Source organism: Maribacter huludaoensis (assembly GCF_029350945.1).
Lineage (GTDB): Bacteria > Bacteroidota > Bacteroidia > Flavobacteriales > Flavobacteriaceae > Maribacter > Maribacter huludaoensis.
On the sequence record NZ_JARKMS010000002.1, the window covers coordinates 960,270 to 978,055 of the forward strand.

At 36.3% G+C, this 17,786-nt stretch carries 13 protein-coding genes; 8 read left to right on the forward strand and 5 right to left on the reverse strand.

Annotation, left to right across the window (positions count from 1 at the left end; translation table 11 throughout):
• Positions 1-152 precede the first annotated feature (152 nt).
• Positions 153-860, reverse strand: coding sequence for a peptide-methionine (S)-S-oxide reductase MsrA (gene msrA / locus PXC01_RS09215; protein WP_276471991.1), 708 nt, complete (start codon positions 858-860; stop codon positions 153-155).
• Between the two features lie 101 nt (positions 861-961).
• On the opposite strand from msrA, the gene PXC01_RS09220 reads away from it, so the two are divergent.
• From PXC01_RS09220 to PXC01_RS09230, 3 genes are all read left to right on the forward strand, one after another.
• On the forward strand, positions 962-1,645 hold the full coding sequence (locus tag PXC01_RS09220; RefSeq protein WP_276471992.1) for a peptidoglycan DD-metalloendopeptidase family protein: 684 nt from the start codon (positions 962-964) through the stop codon (positions 1,643-1,645).
• A gap of 575 nt (positions 1,646-2,220) precedes the next feature.
• Entirely contained in the window at positions 2,221-2,457 is a 237-nt protein-coding gene (locus PXC01_RS09225; RefSeq protein ID WP_276471993.1) for a hypothetical protein, read from the forward strand.
• 525 nt (positions 2,458-2,982) lie between these two features.
• Positions 2,983-3,222 (forward strand): hypothetical protein, encoded by a 240-nt coding sequence (locus tag PXC01_RS09230; protein ID WP_276471994.1) that lies wholly within the window; start codon positions 2,983-2,985, stop codon positions 3,220-3,222.
• Here the strand turns inward: PXC01_RS09230 and PXC01_RS09235 are convergent.
• The gene (locus PXC01_RS09235; protein WP_276471995.1) at positions 3,219-3,956 is read right to left on the reverse strand and encodes an arylesterase; all 738 of its coding nucleotides are present in this window, start codon (positions 3,954-3,956) and stop codon (positions 3,219-3,221) included. The two genes, PXC01_RS09230 and PXC01_RS09235, sit on opposite strands and share 4 nt — an antisense overlap.
• Positions 3,957-4,018: 62 nt before the next feature.
• Between PXC01_RS09235 and PXC01_RS09240 the strand changes: the two genes are divergently transcribed.
• The 5 genes from PXC01_RS09240 to PXC01_RS09260 all read left to right on the forward strand — a co-directional run bounded on the left by PXC01_RS09240 (position 4,019) and on the right by PXC01_RS09260 (position 10,992).
• A complete protein-coding gene (locus tag PXC01_RS09240) occupies positions 4,019-4,708 on the forward strand; it encodes an ABC transporter ATP-binding protein (RefSeq protein WP_276471996.1) in 690 nt (229 codons plus the stop codon).
• 47 nt (positions 4,709-4,755) lie between these two features.
• The gene (locus PXC01_RS09245) at positions 4,756-7,257 is read left to right on the forward strand and encodes an ABC transporter permease (protein WP_276472132.1); all 2,502 of its coding nucleotides are present in this window, start codon (positions 4,756-4,758) and stop codon (positions 7,255-7,257) included.
• 60 nt (positions 7,258-7,317) lie between these two features.
• Entirely contained in the window at positions 7,318-8,973 is a 1,656-nt protein-coding gene (locus PXC01_RS09250; protein WP_276471997.1) for an amidohydrolase, read from the forward strand.
• 130 nt (positions 8,974-9,103) lie between these two features.
• The gene (locus PXC01_RS09255) at positions 9,104-10,459 is read left to right on the forward strand and encodes a DEAD/DEAH box helicase (protein WP_276471998.1); all 1,356 of its coding nucleotides are present in this window, start codon (positions 9,104-9,106) and stop codon (positions 10,457-10,459) included.
• Positions 10,460-10,734: 275 nt separating this feature from the next.
• The gene (locus tag PXC01_RS09260) at positions 10,735-10,992 is read left to right on the forward strand and encodes a hypothetical protein (protein WP_276471999.1); all 258 of its coding nucleotides are present in this window, start codon (positions 10,735-10,737) and stop codon (positions 10,990-10,992) included.
• A 168-nt stretch (positions 10,993-11,160) separates the two neighbouring features.
• Here PXC01_RS09260 and PXC01_RS09265 read toward each other — a convergent pair whose 3' ends face one another.
• From PXC01_RS09265 to secA, 3 genes are all read right to left on the reverse strand, one after another.
• On the reverse strand, positions 11,161-12,750 hold the full coding sequence (locus PXC01_RS09265) for an amidohydrolase family protein (RefSeq protein ID WP_276472000.1): 1,590 nt from the start codon (positions 12,748-12,750) through the stop codon (positions 11,161-11,163).
• Positions 12,751-12,862: 112 nt separating this feature from the next.
• Positions 12,863-14,083, reverse strand: a complete 1,221-nt coding sequence (locus PXC01_RS09270; RefSeq protein ID WP_276472001.1) for a sensor histidine kinase — start codon at positions 14,081-14,083, stop codon at positions 12,863-12,865.
• Between the two features lie 314 nt (positions 14,084-14,397).
• Positions 14,398-17,757 (reverse strand): preprotein translocase subunit SecA, encoded by a 3,360-nt coding sequence (secA, locus tag PXC01_RS09275; RefSeq protein WP_276472002.1) that lies wholly within the window; start codon positions 17,755-17,757, stop codon positions 14,398-14,400.
• Between the last annotated feature and the right edge of the window lie 29 nt (positions 17,758-17,786).

Here is a 17,786-nt window from a genome sequence, read left to right on the forward strand (position 1 = left end):
TACTTTGTTATAAGAAGTAATATTTAGTAAAGCTTAAATAACTATTCCAGAATTATATGAAGCAGGGTAAAGTTCAATTTATAAAAGTAGTTATAGAATAAAACAAGCACCTTTTTCGGGGTGCTTGTCTTTATATATTTCTTGGTAAATTTTTAATGTGCACTTTTCTTTAGATAATCTCCAAAGTTTTCTTTAAATCTATTTAATCTTGGTATGGAAACGTTCCTTATGTACGAATTGTTTGGATTGTTCTTTTCATAATCTTGATGATAGTCCTCTGCTTTGTAAAATACCGTATAGGGTATCACTTCTGTAGTAATTGGATCATTGTCGTAAACTTTGTTATCGGTAAGTGCCTGCATATAGCTTTCTATGATTTTCTTTTGCTGATCATTTTTGTAAAAAGCTATAGACCGGTATTGTCTTCCGCGATCCGGTCCTTGTCTATTTAATTGTGTAGGGTCATGAGAACCGAAAAATACTTGAACCAATTCTGTAAATGAAATTACACTAGGGTCGTAATAAACCTCTACAGCCTCTGCATGGTCTGTTTTACCGTAACCAACTTCTTCATAAGTAGGGTTCTTTTGTTTGCCCCCGGCATAGCCGGATACTACTTCCTTAACTCCCTTTACACTTTCAAAAATAGCTTCAACGCACCAAAAGCATCCACTGGCAAAATAGGCAGTTTCATATTTACTTAATTGTTGTGGGCTCAATTTTACTTCTTCCTCTATTTCCTCATCTGTTGATTGCATCATTTCAGAATTTTCGGAAATCGTATTTTTTTTGACTTTAGACTGGCAACTGGTAGCTATCATAGTTGCACAGGCCAATAAAGTGACTTGTAATAATTTCATAATAATTTTCTTTTAGCAATTGGTAGGTAATTTACAAAGACCTTACGAGGAAAACGGTTAAAAAATGTTAACGACATTGAAGGAAATTATATTTTTGGGAAATGAACACACTACTAGAAGCTCTTGAGTCTTACTCGGCAGAAACCATTTGCATATTAGACTTCGCTATTTCTTCAAATGCATATGTGGCTTTGGATATTTCTAAGTCCAACAAAGATTTATTAAATCTGGATATTACAGATTACACCGTTTGTCAAGCTTATATAGATAATGTACTTAAAAGTAAACAAGGTGTTATTGCCTACGGTGGATATTTAGAACAAAGAAACTTATATAGTGATAAGAAAGGTTTTACATCAGATACACAACCAATAAGAAATATTCATTTAGGTATGGATTTCTGGCACGCTGCAGGTACTAAAGTAATGGTACCTATAGACGGAAGCGTGCATAGCTTTAAAAATAATACCACCATTGGTGATTATGGACCAACTATTATTTTAGAACATGTTTTAAATGGTATTACCTTCTATACGTTATATGGTCATTTGAGCTTGGCTTCATTATCTGGACTATATATAGGAAAGAATTTTAAGGCAGGAGACGTAATGGCAACTTTGGGTACACCGGATATCAATGTTAACTACGCCCCACATCTTCATTTTCAAATTATAAAAGACCTGGAAGGTAAGGAAGGTGATTACCCAGGTGTGTGTGCAGAAGCTAAATTATCTTTTTACAAGGAAAACTGCCCAGACCCCAATGTGTTATTGAAATTAGGATAAAGTAAAAAGTTTTAAGTTGGAATATTGAAAATAGAAAATAAAGCGTAGAGTATAGATTTGTTAGAAGTGCGAGTTACAAAGTATTAAGTCTGAAGTTGGAAATATTGAAAATAGAAAATAGAGTATAGAGAATAGACTTGTTGCGAATTGCAAAATCGGTAATACTAGATTGCAAAAGAGAAAATAGCGTATTTAGTAAAGCGAATTACTAGAGCAATTATTAACGTAATATCTTAGTACTTTATACTTATTATTTAATTCTAAAAAACGCGAAGCGTTAAAGTAAGCAACCAACAACCAACTTCTATTTTCTCTATTCTATCCTCTCTTTTCTTTTTTTAAAACTTGAACTTGAATTTGTATTTGAGTTTGATTTTTGCATTTGAATTTGAACAAGAAATCGGTTAACGACATCAATTATCGGTAAGGTGATTTTAGGTTGTTTGTCATTCGTCGATGAGATTTTACACTTTACCCGAACTTGTGTCAACCAACGAGAATTAGGGGTTTTTCAGCGATTCATCACCTAGTAAAACAAGGCCTGCGGCGTTCTATTATTGTAACAAACGCAAGTCATGAAAATAATAATAGCAACAATCTTCATCATCTTTTTAAGCTTTACTGCTCAAGCACAAGACAATACATCAGATGTAAAAGTTGAAACTATTGAGATGGGCATCGTTACTGAAACTACATTTGAAGTCAAAGAAAACATTTCAACAGAAGTTGCTAGATTATACAAGTTTAAAAACTCAAGAGTTAAAAGAGATTTAAATTTTATAACCAAAGCGAACAAACCTAAAATGGCTTAGTCTTTTAGAATGAAGTATTAAGTAAAAAGTATTAACTACATAGTGTATACGGATTATTAGAAAATAGAAAATAGAAGTTAGAAAATAGACTTCATAACAATTATTAATAGAGAATTTAGCGAAGCTAAATTTATTTCTAGTAACGGACAGCGGACAGCGGACAGCGGACAGCGGACAGCGGACAGCGGACAGCGGACAGCGGACAGCGGACAGCGGACAGCGGACAACGGACAACGGACAACGGACAACCAAAATCTAATACTTCAATTTCCATTATTAAACTTACCTCTTGTAGTCCTTTTATCTATCACAAATGCAACTATGTAGGAAAAAGCTTATTAACTCGATAAACTGCACAAATACAACCAATAATAGGTCAATTTTTTGTAGGAAAACGGACTACAAAAACTGGTAGTACATCGAAATGCATACTTTTCATCGTAAAAACCATACCTCTTATCGAATTGAAAATACGTTTACTTACGGGTAGGTGGTTATCTATACACCAAATTTACCTACTTTATTATGCGTACAATTATTTTTTTATTCCTTGTTATCTGTTTGGGAACCAAGTCCCAAGCACAATCGAAGTCACCAGATACGAAAGTACAGACCATTGTTATGCCCATGGCAGAAGTAGCAATTAAGTCTAACGTAAACACTCCCGGTTTCCAAACAGCTGCAAGGTTTTACACAGTCAAAAATGCAAGAATAAAACGTGCTTTACTTTTTAAGGCAAGGGTGAGAACAGTTTCTTTTGCCTAGTTCAATTCTTCTACAAGTTTTTCGGTTACCTCTGTTCCCCCTTGAGGTAATACTATAGTTTTTAAAACATTCCAAACATTTTCGGTAACTATTCTCTGACCTTCTGCAGTTGGGTGAATACCATCTTCTAAGTTCAATTCAGGAATACAGGCAACACCCTCCAATAAAAACGGAATCAATTCTATATCATTACTTTTTGCCAATGCAGGATACATCATTTTAAACTGCGAAGCATAATCTGCACCCATATTTGGCGGTATTTGCATACCGGCCAATATAATTTGTGTTTTGGGGTTTTTATCTTTGACCATATCGATCATGGCTTGCAAGTTGTTCATAGACTCCGTAATAGGAATTCCTCGCAATCCGTCGTTTGCACCTAATTCCAAAACAAAAATATCTACCGGCTGATTTAGGACCCAGTCCAAACGGTTTAAGCCCCCAGAAGTAGTTTCACCACTTAATCCAGAGTTGATTACCTTGTAATCTAACCCTAAAGAATCTAATTTTAATTGAATTCTATTAGGAAAACCTTCTTTGGTATCTAAGCCATACGCAGCGGTAAGGCTGTTTCCGTAGAATAAAATTACTTTGTCATCGGCAGAAACAGCTTCTTTTTCAGGGCTGCTAACAGTTTCGGTTTGGGTGTCAGTTTGCTTTTTTTCTGACGTTTCTCCACATCCAACGAACAACAACACCACTAAAAAATAACGAAACTTTAATACTTTCAACATAGGCTTAACTTATTAGATTCCAAATCATTTGTTTATTTTGTTGTCTTGTACCAAAATGATTTATGACAAAGATATTAAACGTACGTAATCTAAAGAAAACGTATACCAGCGGATCTAAGAATTTGACGGTTATTGATGTTATTTCTTTTTCTATTGAAGAAGGCGACACTTTTGCTATCGTTGGTCCGTCAGGAAGTGGAAAAACAACACTGTTAGGCCTTTGCGCGGGATTAGATGAAATCAACGACGGAGTAATTGAACTTTGCGGTGAAGATTTAAGTAGTTTAAACGAAGATCAACGTGCTTTACTACGAAATGAGAAAGTAGGATTTATTTTTCAAGATTTTCAACTACTGCCCACATTAACAGCCTTAGAAAACGTTAGTGTACCCTTAGAGTTACAGGGTGCAACCAATGCTTCTAAAGATGCAATGGAACTTCTGGACAAGGTAGGTTTAGGTAATCGTCATGACCATTATCCGTCTCAACTATCTGGTGGTGAACAACAGCGAGTTGCCTTGGCACGGGCATTTTCAAATAAACCCTCTATTCTTTTTGCCGATGAGCCTACAGGTAATTTAGATGAAGAAACTGGAGAAAAGGTTATTAAGCTTTTGTTTGACCTGAATAAAGAAATGGGAACTACATTGGTGATTGTTACCCATGATTTAGAGCTGGCAAACCTGAACAAGCATGTATTGCGACTTAAAGGTGGTAAAATAGTAATTAACGAAACCACGGCTACATCTTGAGTACAACACAAAGAACATCTAACGCATCATTTAATTGGCTTTTGAAAATGGCTTGGCGTGATGGTAAGGCAAGTGGCAAGCGCTTGTTACTTTTCATGGCTTCTATTATTCTAGGTATAGCCGCAGTTGTTTCAATTCAATCTTTTAGCGATAACCTAAAAGATAATATTGGTCTACAGTCAAAAGCACTCATGGGTGCAGATTTTTTAATTGATAGTAATCAGCCGGCAAATGACAGGGTAGCGGCATTAATGGATTCTTTAGGAGGGTATAATGCAAGAGAAGTCAATTTTGCCTCAATGGCGGCTTTCCCTAAAAGTCTAACTACAAAATTAGTACAGGTACGTGCCGTTGAAGGTGCTTTTCCTTTTTATGGAGCATTAGAAACTGAACCTGCCAAAGCTGCAAAAGAATACTTGAAAAAAGGCGGGGCATTAGTTGATGCTACGGCAATGCTTCAATACAATTTAAAACCTGGCGATAGTGTAAAACTTGGTAACATTACTTTCCCTATTGTTGGGTCCTTGATTACCGCTCCTGGTAGCACAGGTATTGGTGCCACTGCAGCGCCACCTATAATTGTGCCTTTTCGCTTTATGGAAGATAGCGGGCTCTTACAGCGTGGTAGTCGTCTAAAGTATAATTATTACTTCAACAATGACAAGGCAGATCTAGAAGCCCTGAGTAAAGATGTTGACCCGTTATTAGATGCTGAGAATGCTGATATGGATACCCATACCGATACTAGTGAACGCCTGGGACGTAGATATGAAAATGTAGGTCGTTTTCTAAATTTGGTCGCATTTATAGCACTTCTCTTAGGGTGTGTTGGTATTGCCAGTTCTGTACATATTTATATAAAAGAAAAATTAAAGGCAGTTGCAGTGCTAAAGTGTTTGGGGGCAACTAGAAAACAGACATTTTTAATTTACCTGATCCAGATTGCTGGAATGGGCTTGTTAGGCGGACTCATAGGTACCATTATAGGATTGTTATTACAACAGACTTTTCCGCTAATATTACAAGAGTTTTTACCATTTGAAGTAGAAATATCTACTTCATTTCAAGCCATATTCGTTGGGTTGTTACTAGGTGTTTGTATGTCGGTTTTATTTGCCTTGTCACCATTGATCCATACTTGGTTTGTTTCCCCTTTACAAGTATTGCGGGTGCAAGAAGATACTGGTAAAAAGGCAAGAACTTATCAAATTTGGGTAGTTGTTGCCATAGTACTTTTTATATTTTTATTCGCATTTTGGCTGTTGGGAAGATGGGCGTTCGCATTGAGTTTTGTAGGAGGTATATTGGTGACTTTTTCCATTTTAGCGGGTGTGTCTATTTTATTTATGCGATTGATAAAACGCTACTTTCCAAAATCATGGAGTTTTGCCGCTAGACAGAGTTTGTTGAATTTATACCGACCGAATAACCAGACGGTAGTGTTGATTTTAGCTATTGGTATTGGAACATTTTTGATCAGTACATTATATTTTACAAAAGATTTTCTTCTGGCTAAAACTTCTTTCGAGGCAAGTGCCGAGAGTCCGAATTTAATTTTGTTCGATGTACAAACCGATCAACGTGATGCCGTGACAAATACCATTACCCCAAAAGGTCTTCCCGTTATAGATAATATTCCTATCGTTACAATGAGAATTGAGCGTATAAAGAATAGAAATGTAAATGACATTAGAATAGATACTACTACCCGAGTGAACAAGTGGATTTTAAACCATGAGTTTAGAACTACGTATAGGGATTCCATGATCGGTTCAGAGAAACTATTGGAAGGGGAGTGGATGCCTACCGTAGACCCTAATGCAAAAATAATTCCTATTTCATTGGCAGAAAATGTTGCCAATGACGCTTTGGTAACCTTAGGCGATACATTGTTATTTAATGTTCAGGGAAAATTGATGACCACCGTTGTAGGTAATATCCGTCAGGTAGATTGGGCTAGAATGCAGCTCAATTTTTCTATCGTATTTCCAAAAGGTGTGTTAGAAAATGCACCACAGTTTCATGTGGTAACAACAAATGCCCCGGATAAAAAATCATCGGCAAATCTGCAAAGAGAATTGGTGAAGAAATTCCCCAATGTATCGATCATAGATTTAAGACAGGTAGTAACCTTGGTCGAAGATATTTTAGATAAAATTTCATGGGTCATATCTTTTATGGCATTTTTCAGTATTCTAACAGGAATTATCGTCTTGATCGGCTCCGTTCGTAACAGTAAATACCAGCGCATTCGGGAAAGTGTATTGTTAAGAACACTTGGTGCCCAGAGTAAACAGATTTTAAAAATTAATGCCCTAGAATACTTTTTTTTAGGGGTTTTAGGAAGCGGAGTAGGGGTTTTACTTTCGTTACTAAGCAGCTTTCTACTCGCATATTTTATTTTCGATACGCCATTTATTCCGTCCTGGGTTCCATTTTTAGTTGTGTTACCGGGCATAACATTATTGGTCCTAGCTATCGGATTAATGAACAGTAGAGGGGTGTTAAATAGTCCGCCATTACAGGTACTGCGGAAAGAAGCAAATTGAGAAAAGCTTTTTCTGATATAAAATTGATGGTTGCATTATAAGTTTTCTACCTTTAAAAACATGGGAAAGCAACTATTCTATTTGTTCATTATGTCGTTATTGTTATGTTCTTGTAGAACCAATAATGTAAAAGCCGATTTAATAATTACCAATGCCAATATCTGGACCGGTAATTCAGACTTACCAAAAGCTGAGGCAATGGCCATAAAAGCAGATACCATTTTGGCCATTGGCTTATTTGATGATATTCAAAAGTTTAAAGGCTCAATTACTGAAATAAAAGATGTAAGCGGAAAATTTATTACACCAGGTTTTATTGATACTCATGTGCATTTATTAATGGGTGGTAATAGCTTATTGAACGTAGCGTTGCGTGATGTTGATAGTAAAGAAGAATTCATAAATAAAATAGCATCGTTCGCTAAAGAAATAGAACCTGGTAAATGGATCGTTGAGGGAAATTGGGACCATACCCTGTGGGGAGGTGAATTACCTAATAAAGATTGGATAGATGAATTTACGGGTGAAAATCCGGTTGCAATTTATAGAATGGACGGTCATATGATTCTAGCCAACTCGGCAGCGCTAAAAATTGCCGGTATAGATGAGAATAGTCCTAAGGTAGAAAATGGAGAAATTGTTAAAAATAAAGATGGTATACCGTCAGGAATTCTTAAAAGTGAAGCCATGTATTTGGTTTTAAATAAAATTCCGGAGTTAACAATAACAGAAAAGGAAAAGGCAATTAGTGCAGCTCAAGATTATCTGGTTTCACAAGGGGTAACGAGTATTCATGATGTAGATAGTTTGGGTGGATATGAAATTTTAGAAAAAATGAATTTCAATGATCAACTTAAGGTAAGGGTTTACACGGCCGATCCGTTGAAGTATTGGAAAACAACAACTAAAGATGAAAAAAACTCCAAATGGTTAAAGAACGGTCTTATGAAAGGCTTTGTTGACGGCTCGTTAGGTTCGCATACTGCAGCCTTTAAAGATCCTTATTCGGATAAGCCATCAGATAGCGGTTTATTTATTGTAGATAAGGATAGCTTAAATACTTGGGTCATAAATGCGGATAAACAACAATTGCAGATTACCGTTCACGCAATAGGCGATTTGGCAAACAGCACCATATTAGATTTTTTTGATAGTGTTGTGGTTAAAAACGGAAAACGAGATAGGCGATTAAGAATAGAACATGCGCAACACTTGGCGGTAGAGGATATTGATAGATTTTCCAAACTTGATGTCATTACGAGTATGCAACCCTATCATGCCATTGATGACGGTAGATGGGCTGAAGAGTTAATTGGACATGAACGGATAAAGACTACCTATGCTTTTAAATCTATTTTAGATGCCAACACAACTTTAGTATTTGGTAGTGATTGGCCTGTGGCGCCTGCATCACCTTTATATGGGATTTATGCTGCCGTCACCAGAAGAACTCTAGATGCCAAAAATCCTGATGGTTGGGTTCCTGAACAAAAAATAAATGTGGAACAGGCATTAAGAGCATATACTAAAGATGCTGCTTTTAGCTCTTTTGATGAAAATATAAAAGGCACTTTAGAACCGGGTAAATTGGCAGATTTTGTTATTTTAAAAGAAGATATTTTTCAAATTGACCCTACATCCATTAAAGACGTACAAGTGTTGGAGACTTATGTTGGCGGTAAACGTATGTTTGTACATAGTGAGCTTTCTAAGTAACAATTAATTTCTTTGTACGTTTTCCGTTTTAAATAGTCTCTTATTACTTAATTACGGATAAATTACGCACTATACGTAATTTGTCAACTAATCAACATAGCTTTGCAACTGAAATACAAAAGTTATTGTTATGCCGTTGTTTACCGATTTAAAAATATCTAGAAACCTAGAAAAAGCACTTGAAGATTTAGGTTTTGAAAATACTACTCCCATTCAAGAGAAAGCTTTTCCTATTGTAATGAGTGGTAGTGATGTTGTTGGTATTGCGCAAACGGGTACCGGTAAAACATTTGCTTATTTACTTCCTATTTTAAATACGCTGAAGTTTTCCAAAGAAATCCATCCAAAGGTTATTATTCTTGTACCTACACGTGAGTTGGTGGTACAGGTGGTAGAAGAGGCGGAGAAACTGTCTAAATATTCTGGAACTAGAATTTTAGGTGTGTTTGGTGGTAAAAGTATGTTGCGCCAAAAGGAGGCTTTGGCATTGGGTACAGATGTATTGGTGGCAACCCCTGCCAGACTTTATGATCTTATTCTAACTAAAGCGGTTCAATTAAAACAAGTGAAGAAGCTTGTTATCGATGAGGTCGATGTAATGCTGGACCTGGGTTTTAGATTTCAACTTGTAAATATTTTTGAACTCTTGCCTCAGAAGAGACAGAATATCATGTTTTCCGCTACCATGACCGATGATATTGAATTGTTTATTACCGATTTCTTTACAGGCGTTCAAAAAATTGCTATTGCCGTTAGTGGTACTCCTCTAGAAAATATTACCCAGTATACTTACGCTACCCCTAACTTTTATACAAAAGTTAACCTGTTGGTCCACTTATTACAAAATGTAGAAACGTACCATAAGGTTTTGGTTTTTGTTTCCAGTAAGCGCAGTGCAGATTTATTGTTCAAAGAATTGGCGGAGTACTTTAGTGAAGAAATATGCATTATTCACTCCAATAAAACTCAGAACTACAGACTACGCTCCATTAATCAGTTTGACGAAGGTAAGAACCGTATTTTGGTAACTACAGATGTTATGGCACGTGGACTGGATTTACAGGAAATTTCTCATGTAATAAACTTTGATACTCCGTCATATCCTGAAAACTACATGCACCGTATTGGTAGAACAGGTAGGGCAGAGAAAGAAGGAACTTCTATTTTATTGTACACGGAAAAAGAAGAAGAAGCCAAGAATGCTATAGAGGATTTAATGTCTCATAAGATAAATCAATTACCATTACCAGAGGATGTAGAAATTGCTACACAACTTACTTTTGACGAGCAACCTAAGCATAGAGAACGTGAAAATCCGCTTAATATAAACGAAGAGGAGCGTGGAGCAAGTTTTCATGAGAAATCTGATAAGAACAAGAAGGAGAATCAAGGTGGCTCGTATAAACGTATCATTAAAAAGAAGTACACTAAACCGAAGACCCGTGGAGATAAAAACTACGGTAAACGTGGTAGAAACAAAAAATAGGTTTCATTTATTTCAAATTAATTGATTTTATATTCTAAAAATAGAATGTTCTTTTATACCCTAGTTTTAGGGCTGTTCTAAATTTTCAGCATTTAAAAACATCGATTAAATACACATCAAATCGGTGTGGTGTTTTTAGGTCAAAAACCATTCGTCGACACTTTTTGTCTATTCGTCATAGAATTTTACGCTAGGCGAAAATTATAGCAGTTTAGCGAGGGTAAGAGCCATTATCCTCTATCTGAAACTACTTTTATATTGTTCAACATTACGATATGAAAGCATTATTCACCACACTAATAGTTATTTTCGCCGGCGCATTGGCACTGGCACAAACTCCCCAAACAGATGATAAAATTAACGCTACTGAAGTGGGTGTTGTTTTGGCTGATAGCACTGACAATATTAACCACGAAAAAGAGATTACTATCACTGATGAGACGTCGATAGCACGCTTGTACAGATATAAGAATGCAAGGGTTAACAAAGAATTAGCTTTTATTACAGCTAAGGATTACGGTAAATTGGCATAATCTTTGCCCTAAACAACAAGGTGCAATTAAGCATCTTATAAATATTAAAACTATGATGTTACTTTCAATTTTAATACCAGCAGTTATCGTTATTGCAACAATTGCCTTTACTTCAAAAAATGAAAAAAAAGTACGTCCAATTAAAGTACCTGTAAACAAGCGTAAGTTTTAATTTTTTACGCCAGGCTGCTTAATAGTATAATTACTTTTAGCTTTTGCCTTATCTACTTGGCGTTTAACATCTGCCAGTAGCGCTTTGGAATCATAGATGATTCCGTCTTTAATGGTGTATTTAACACCACCAACCCGAACCACCTCATTGTCCTTGGTAAGTTTAATAGCTCCCGTACCATACAATACTTTGAAATTTTGTAGCGGATTTTCCTCAACAATGACAAAGTCTGCCAATTTGCCTATGGTTACCGAACCTAATTTGTCATCCAAACCTAATGCCTCTGCACCATTTAGTGTAGCAGATTGTATGATTTCTAAAGGATGAAACCCAGCTTCTCGCATTAATTCCAGTTCTCTTATATAGGCAAAACCATATAATTGAAAAATGAATCTGGAATCTGATCCCGTGGTTACTCTACCACCTCTGTTTTTAAATTCATTGATAAAGGTCATCCAAAGTTTATAATTTTTTCTCCAGGCAACTTCTTGTTCCGTGCCCCAATCATGCCAGTACGATCCATGAGATACTTTGCTAGGTTGATAAAACTCCCATAAAGATGGCAATGTATAATCTTCATGCCATTCAGCTCTTCTTGCGCGCTGTAAATCTCTACTAGCCTCATATATGTTGAAAGTTGGGTCCAAGGTAAAATCAAGTTCCAATAATTCGTTCATTACGTTATTCCAGTGTTCGGAATAAGGCTGGGCCGCTTGTTCCCATAATTTTCCGGCATTTTCAAAACGATCTTGCTCGTTTTGGTAGTTGTAGTCCAACGGAAAATCTTGTACCGTTCTATCATCGAACAAAGCTTCTGGTAACCCGTACCAATGCTCCATAGAGGTTAATCCCGCTCTGGCGGAATGTAAAACATTCCAACGGGCAACGCTCATTTGCGCATGGTGGCATGCAGAACCTAATCCTAATTTCTTGTTCTCGTCCAATGCCGCTGCCATAATTGCCGGTTCGGCTCCAAAGAACTTAATACCGTCAGCTCCTCTTTTGGCATTGGCGCGTACCCATTCCCTAGCTTGTTCAGGAGTAGAAATAGGAATATCGTTCAACGGATTAAAAGATTTACTTGTTTGCCCGAAAGCAGTATAGGAAATAATACGCGGAGCAATGATTTCATTTTTTTCGCTTTTTCGTTTTAAGTCAAGCGTGACATCAATACCTCTACCGGCAACTTCACGGGCGGTAGTTACACCATGCGCCATCCAAAGTTTAAATACATAGTCTGGATCAGCGCCTTGGGCATCACCGCCAATATGAGTGTGCATATCAATAAAACCGGGCATTAAGTACATACCGGTACAATCCAATTCTTTACCACCTGACTTTAATTTTGGCCTCTTGGCCGCATCTATATCTACACCTGGATAACCAACCACCTTTATATTGGTGATCACATTGTTTTCTACAACAATGTCAATAGGTCCTTGTGGTGGTGCTCCGTTACCATTAATAAGCATTACGCCTCTAATGATCAATTGATCGTGGGGTCCGTCCCCTTCAAGAGATTGTGCTTGTATTGTAAACCATACGGATAAGAATAGAACTGGTAAGAGCAGATGTTTACGTAACATAGGGTGGTTGTTTGCGTTAGTTTCCTTAAATATAGAGAAACCCGCAAAAAGAACGGTGAACGTTTGATAACTTTACAAATAAAAAGTGTTGTTGTTATTTGTACTTAAAGCATTAAGCAACTGGAGATAATTGTTGTTTGATTTCTTGGAACTTGATGATGTAATTAGTTCCTTTTTTGGAATTATCGCGTTCTATTGTTCCGCGTAATTGTCGCGTAAGGTTATGAATCAATTTTAAACCTAAAGACTTTGTGTTTTTATGATTAATGGTTTCCGGAAAGCCGATTCCATTATCACCAATCTCAAGAATATAGCAGTTTTTTTGTTCACTATCTTTTCTAAGTTTAATACTGATGATGCCTTCGTTATCGTTTTCTATACCATATTTTAAGGCATTGGTCAAGGTTTCATTAATTAAAAGCCCTAATGGAATTGCCGTGTCTATTCCCAATTTTATATCGGGAATATCTATATTTAAATCAACATTGTTGTCGTTGCCCTTTATTGAACGAATTAAATATTCACCCAATTCCAACACATATGATTTGTATTCAATGTGGCTAATATCATTACGCATATACAGCATTTCATGAACCATTGCCATTGCAATTACCCTATTTTGGGTTCCTTTTAACAAGCCTTTCATTGGGCCTGTTTCTATATTTCTGGATTGTAAGCTCAACAAACTGGAAACTGTTTGAAGATTGTTTTTTACTCTATGGTGAACTTCTTTTAAAAGATTTTCCTTTTCGTGTACTTGGTTTGCCAGTGCCTTTTTTGAACTATACATGGCATTGTACGTTTTTAGCAATGTTTTTCCTAAAGTGTTTCCTAATATGAAAACAGCGAACAAAACGGAAACTAAGCTAAAGACCGAGCTTGATTCTTCTGGAACCAAATTTTCTGTAACACGCAATTCAGGTATGTTCTGTGTAAAAACCAATAGTATTAGAACGGTTATAATATTAAAATAAACTTTGCCATATTTAGTACTATTAATAAAACCTCCAAAGGCGATCAACGGAATCATGAATATAAACGCACTGTGAATGCCACCACTATATACAGTTACTATAACCGCTGTAATTAATCCTATTATAGAAGAAAAATTAAAGGTGGGTACTATATTTTTATGAGACCTGAAGTAAAGTAGATTAATAATGTTCAAGACGGCAAAGCCGACAAGGGCAAAAGGTATGATCTGAGTTATGTTCAAAAAGAAATAGCATAAAGCCCCAAAAAGAATGGAGATAATGCTTGTGGTATAATTTACCCTTAAAAATAGTTTGGTTTTATCCTGTAGACGTTCTTTGTCAATGGTAAATCCGGGCATAGAAATTATTTATGTACTAGAAAATATACAAATTACGTAATGTAAATCTAATTATGTTTTTATCATTATACTAGTATTTTCGACTTTAGTATGATAAAAACTGTTATAATTTTTTAGAATAACATATTTTTTATCCCTAAATAATACTTAAAAATATGAAATGATCTGTTAATTGAATACTTCATTGTATTTTTCTAATAAAAAGCATTTAGGAAGAATTAATTTCTACTAGGTTTATTTATAGTCTGTTATAGGTGTCAAATAAAATAGGCATCTATTTAGATGCCTATTTTAAACTTATGATTATATTAAAATTAATCTTGTGTCAACACCCAAGATCCGTTTTGTAAAAGTGGTTCAGCTTGTTTAAATTTTACCGTTTTACTTTCGCCGCTCATTACATTTTTAATGGTTACACGCTCATTTCTACCAATTTTTGGTTGTTCCCTGGTAATAGTTTCGGTAACCGAAGGTCGCTCAGCTTGATTTTGGCTTACTGCTCTACTACGTGCCGCTAACTCATCACTATTTGGAATTTCCTCTTTAGTAGTCTTTAAATTTTCTTTGCGTTGTACATTTCTTTCTTCTTGAATGGCATTGGGGTTCTCAGAAGGCAACTCTCCTTTGAACAAGAAAGAAACTACATCTTTGTTTACTTTCTCTATCATAGATTTAAAAAGTTCAAATGCTTCGAACTTATAAATCAACAAAGGGTCTTTTTGTTCGTGGACCGCTAGTTGTACAGATTGTTTCAACTCATCCATCTTACGTAAATGTGTTTTCCACGAATCATCTATAATAGCCAATGAAATATTCTTCTCGAAATCTGTAATCAGTTGTTTACCGTTGCTGTCATAAGCTTCTTGTAGGTTGGTTACTACATTCAAACTTTTAATACCGTCTGTAAAAGGAACTACAATACGCTCAAAGTTATTGGCATTGTCTTCATGTACTTTTTTAATGACCGGAAAGGCTGCTGCAGCGTTGCGCTCCATTTTGTCGTTATAATGTCCGTAAGCTGCCTTGTAAATTTTGCCGGTAATTTCTTGAGCGGACAATTTGCCGAACTCAGCCTCATCTACAGGTGCCGTGATAGAGAAGTATTTGATCAATTCAAATTCTAAATTCTTATAATCACTGGCAGCTTTATTGCTTTCTACGATAACCTCACAGGTATCATATATCATATTGGCGATGTCAAGTTTTAATCGCTCGCCTTGTAATGCATGGCGTCTTCTTTTGTAAACGACTTCACGTTGCGCGTTCATTACGTCATCATATTCCAACAAACGTTTACGAACGCCAAAGTTGTTTTCCTCCACCTTTTTCTGAGCACGTTCAATAGATTTTGTCATCATGCTGTGTTGAATAACTTCACCATCTTCCAAGCCCATTTTGTCCATCATTTTGGCGACCCTGTCAGAACCGAACAAACGCATTAGGTTGTCTTCTAAAGAGACGTAGAATTGAGAACTACCAGGATCTCCTTGACGACCAGATCTACCACGTAACTGTCTGTCAACACGACGAGAGTCATGTCTTTCCGTACCTATGATCGCAAGACCCCCCGCTTTTTTAACGGCATCAGATAATTTAATATCGGTACCACGACCTGCCATGTTGGTCGCTATGGTTACAACACCGGCGTTACCGGCCTCAGCAACTACATCTGCTTCTTTCTTGTGAAGTTTTGCGTTAAGTACATTATGAGGAACTTTACGAACACTCAATAATTTTGATAGTAATTCTGATATTTCTACAGAAGTTGTACCGATCAATACAGGTCTGCCCGCTTGACTTATTTTCGTTACTTCTTCTATAATAGCATTATATTTCTCTCTTTTTGTTTTGTAGATAAGATCATTTTTGTCTTCTCTTGCAATAGGTCTGTTGGTAGGAATTTCCATTACATCTAGCTTGTAAATTTCCCAGAATTCACCAGCTTCCGTTACAGCGGTACCTGTCATACCCGCAAGTTTACGGTACATTCTAAAGTAGTTCTGTAAAGTAACGGTTGCAAAAGTTTGTGTCAACGCTTCAATTTTCACGTTCTCCTTTGCTTCAATTGCCTGATGTAATCCGTCAGAATATCTACGGCCGTCCATAATACGTCCCGTTTGCTCATCTACGATCATTACCTTATTATCCATAACCACATATTCGGTATCCTTTTCAAATAAGGTATAAGCTTTTAATAATTGGCTCATGGTATGAATACGCTCGCTCTTAACGGTGAAATCTTTAAAAAGCTCTTCTTTTAGTTCAGCTTCTTTTTCAATTTCAAGATTTTGATTTTCAATCTTCGCAATTTCTGCACCTATGTCCGGCATTACGAAGAAATCTTTATCCTGCTCGCCAGAAATATAATTTACCCCTTTGTCCGTCAATTCAATTTGGTTGTTCTTTTCGTCAATTACAAAAAGTAAATCTTCATCAACAACCGGCATTTCCCTGTTGTTGTCCTGCATATAATAATTCTCTGTTTTTTGAAGTAATTGTTTTACTCCTTCCTCACTTAAGAATTTTATTAAGGCCTTGTTCTTTGGTAATCCACGATATACTCTTAATAATAAGAAACCACCTTCTTTTGTATCACCTTCGGCAATTAATTTTTTAGCTTCTGCCAAAACACCGGTTAAATGTTGGCGTTGTTTTCTAACGATTTCATCGACCTTTGGTTTTAACTCGTTGAATTCATGACGGTCACCTTCCGGTACAGGACCTGAAATGATAAGAGGTGTACGTGCATCATCTACCAAAACAGAATCTACCTCATCGACCATGGCATAGTTATGTGGGCGTTGTACCAAATCTTTTGGTGTGTGCGCCATATTATCCCTTAGATAATCAAAACCGAATTCATTATTAGTTCCGTATGTAATATCTGCATTGTAGGCAGCACGTCTACCATCTGAATTTGGTCTGTGGTAATCTATACAATCTACTGTTAAACCATGAAATTGAAAAATAGGTGCCATCCAAGCACTATCCCTTTTTGCCAAATAATCGTTTACGGTTACCAAATGCGCGCCATTACCTGTTAAAGCGTTAAGGTATAAAGGTAACGTGGCCACCAATGTTTTACCCTCACCTGTTTGCATCTCTGCAATTTTACCTTGGTGCATGGCAATACCACCAATAAGCTGAACATCATAATGTACCATGTCCCAAGTAACTTCTTTACCTGCGGCGTTCCATGAATTTTTCCAAATTGCATTGGCGCCTTCTAGGGTTACATAGTCTTTTGTGGCAGATAACGTTCTGTCATATTCAGATGCCGTTACTTGTAGAGTCTCATTATTTGCAAAACGCTTAGCGGTTTCTTTGACCACTGCAAAGGCTTCCGGTAATATTTTGTTTAACGTGTTCTCGGAAATAGTGTAGGCTTCTTCCCTTAATTTATCTATTTCAGTGTAGATATCTTCGTTTTTATCAATGTCTGTAGAGTTTTTTACCTCTTCTTCCAAAGCATTGATTTGATCCGTTTTTTCTTTTATAGATTCTTTGATAGCCTCTTTGAACGCTATGGTTTTCTGCCTAAGTTCATCATGGCTAAGACTTTCCAATTTAGATTCGAAGGTTTTTATTTGATCTACCAAAGGCTGCAATTCCTTTACATCTTTTTGTGATTTGTCACCAACGAATGCCTTTAGTATGGAATTAATGAAACTCATATATTTTAATCTATTAGAATTGAAGCTTT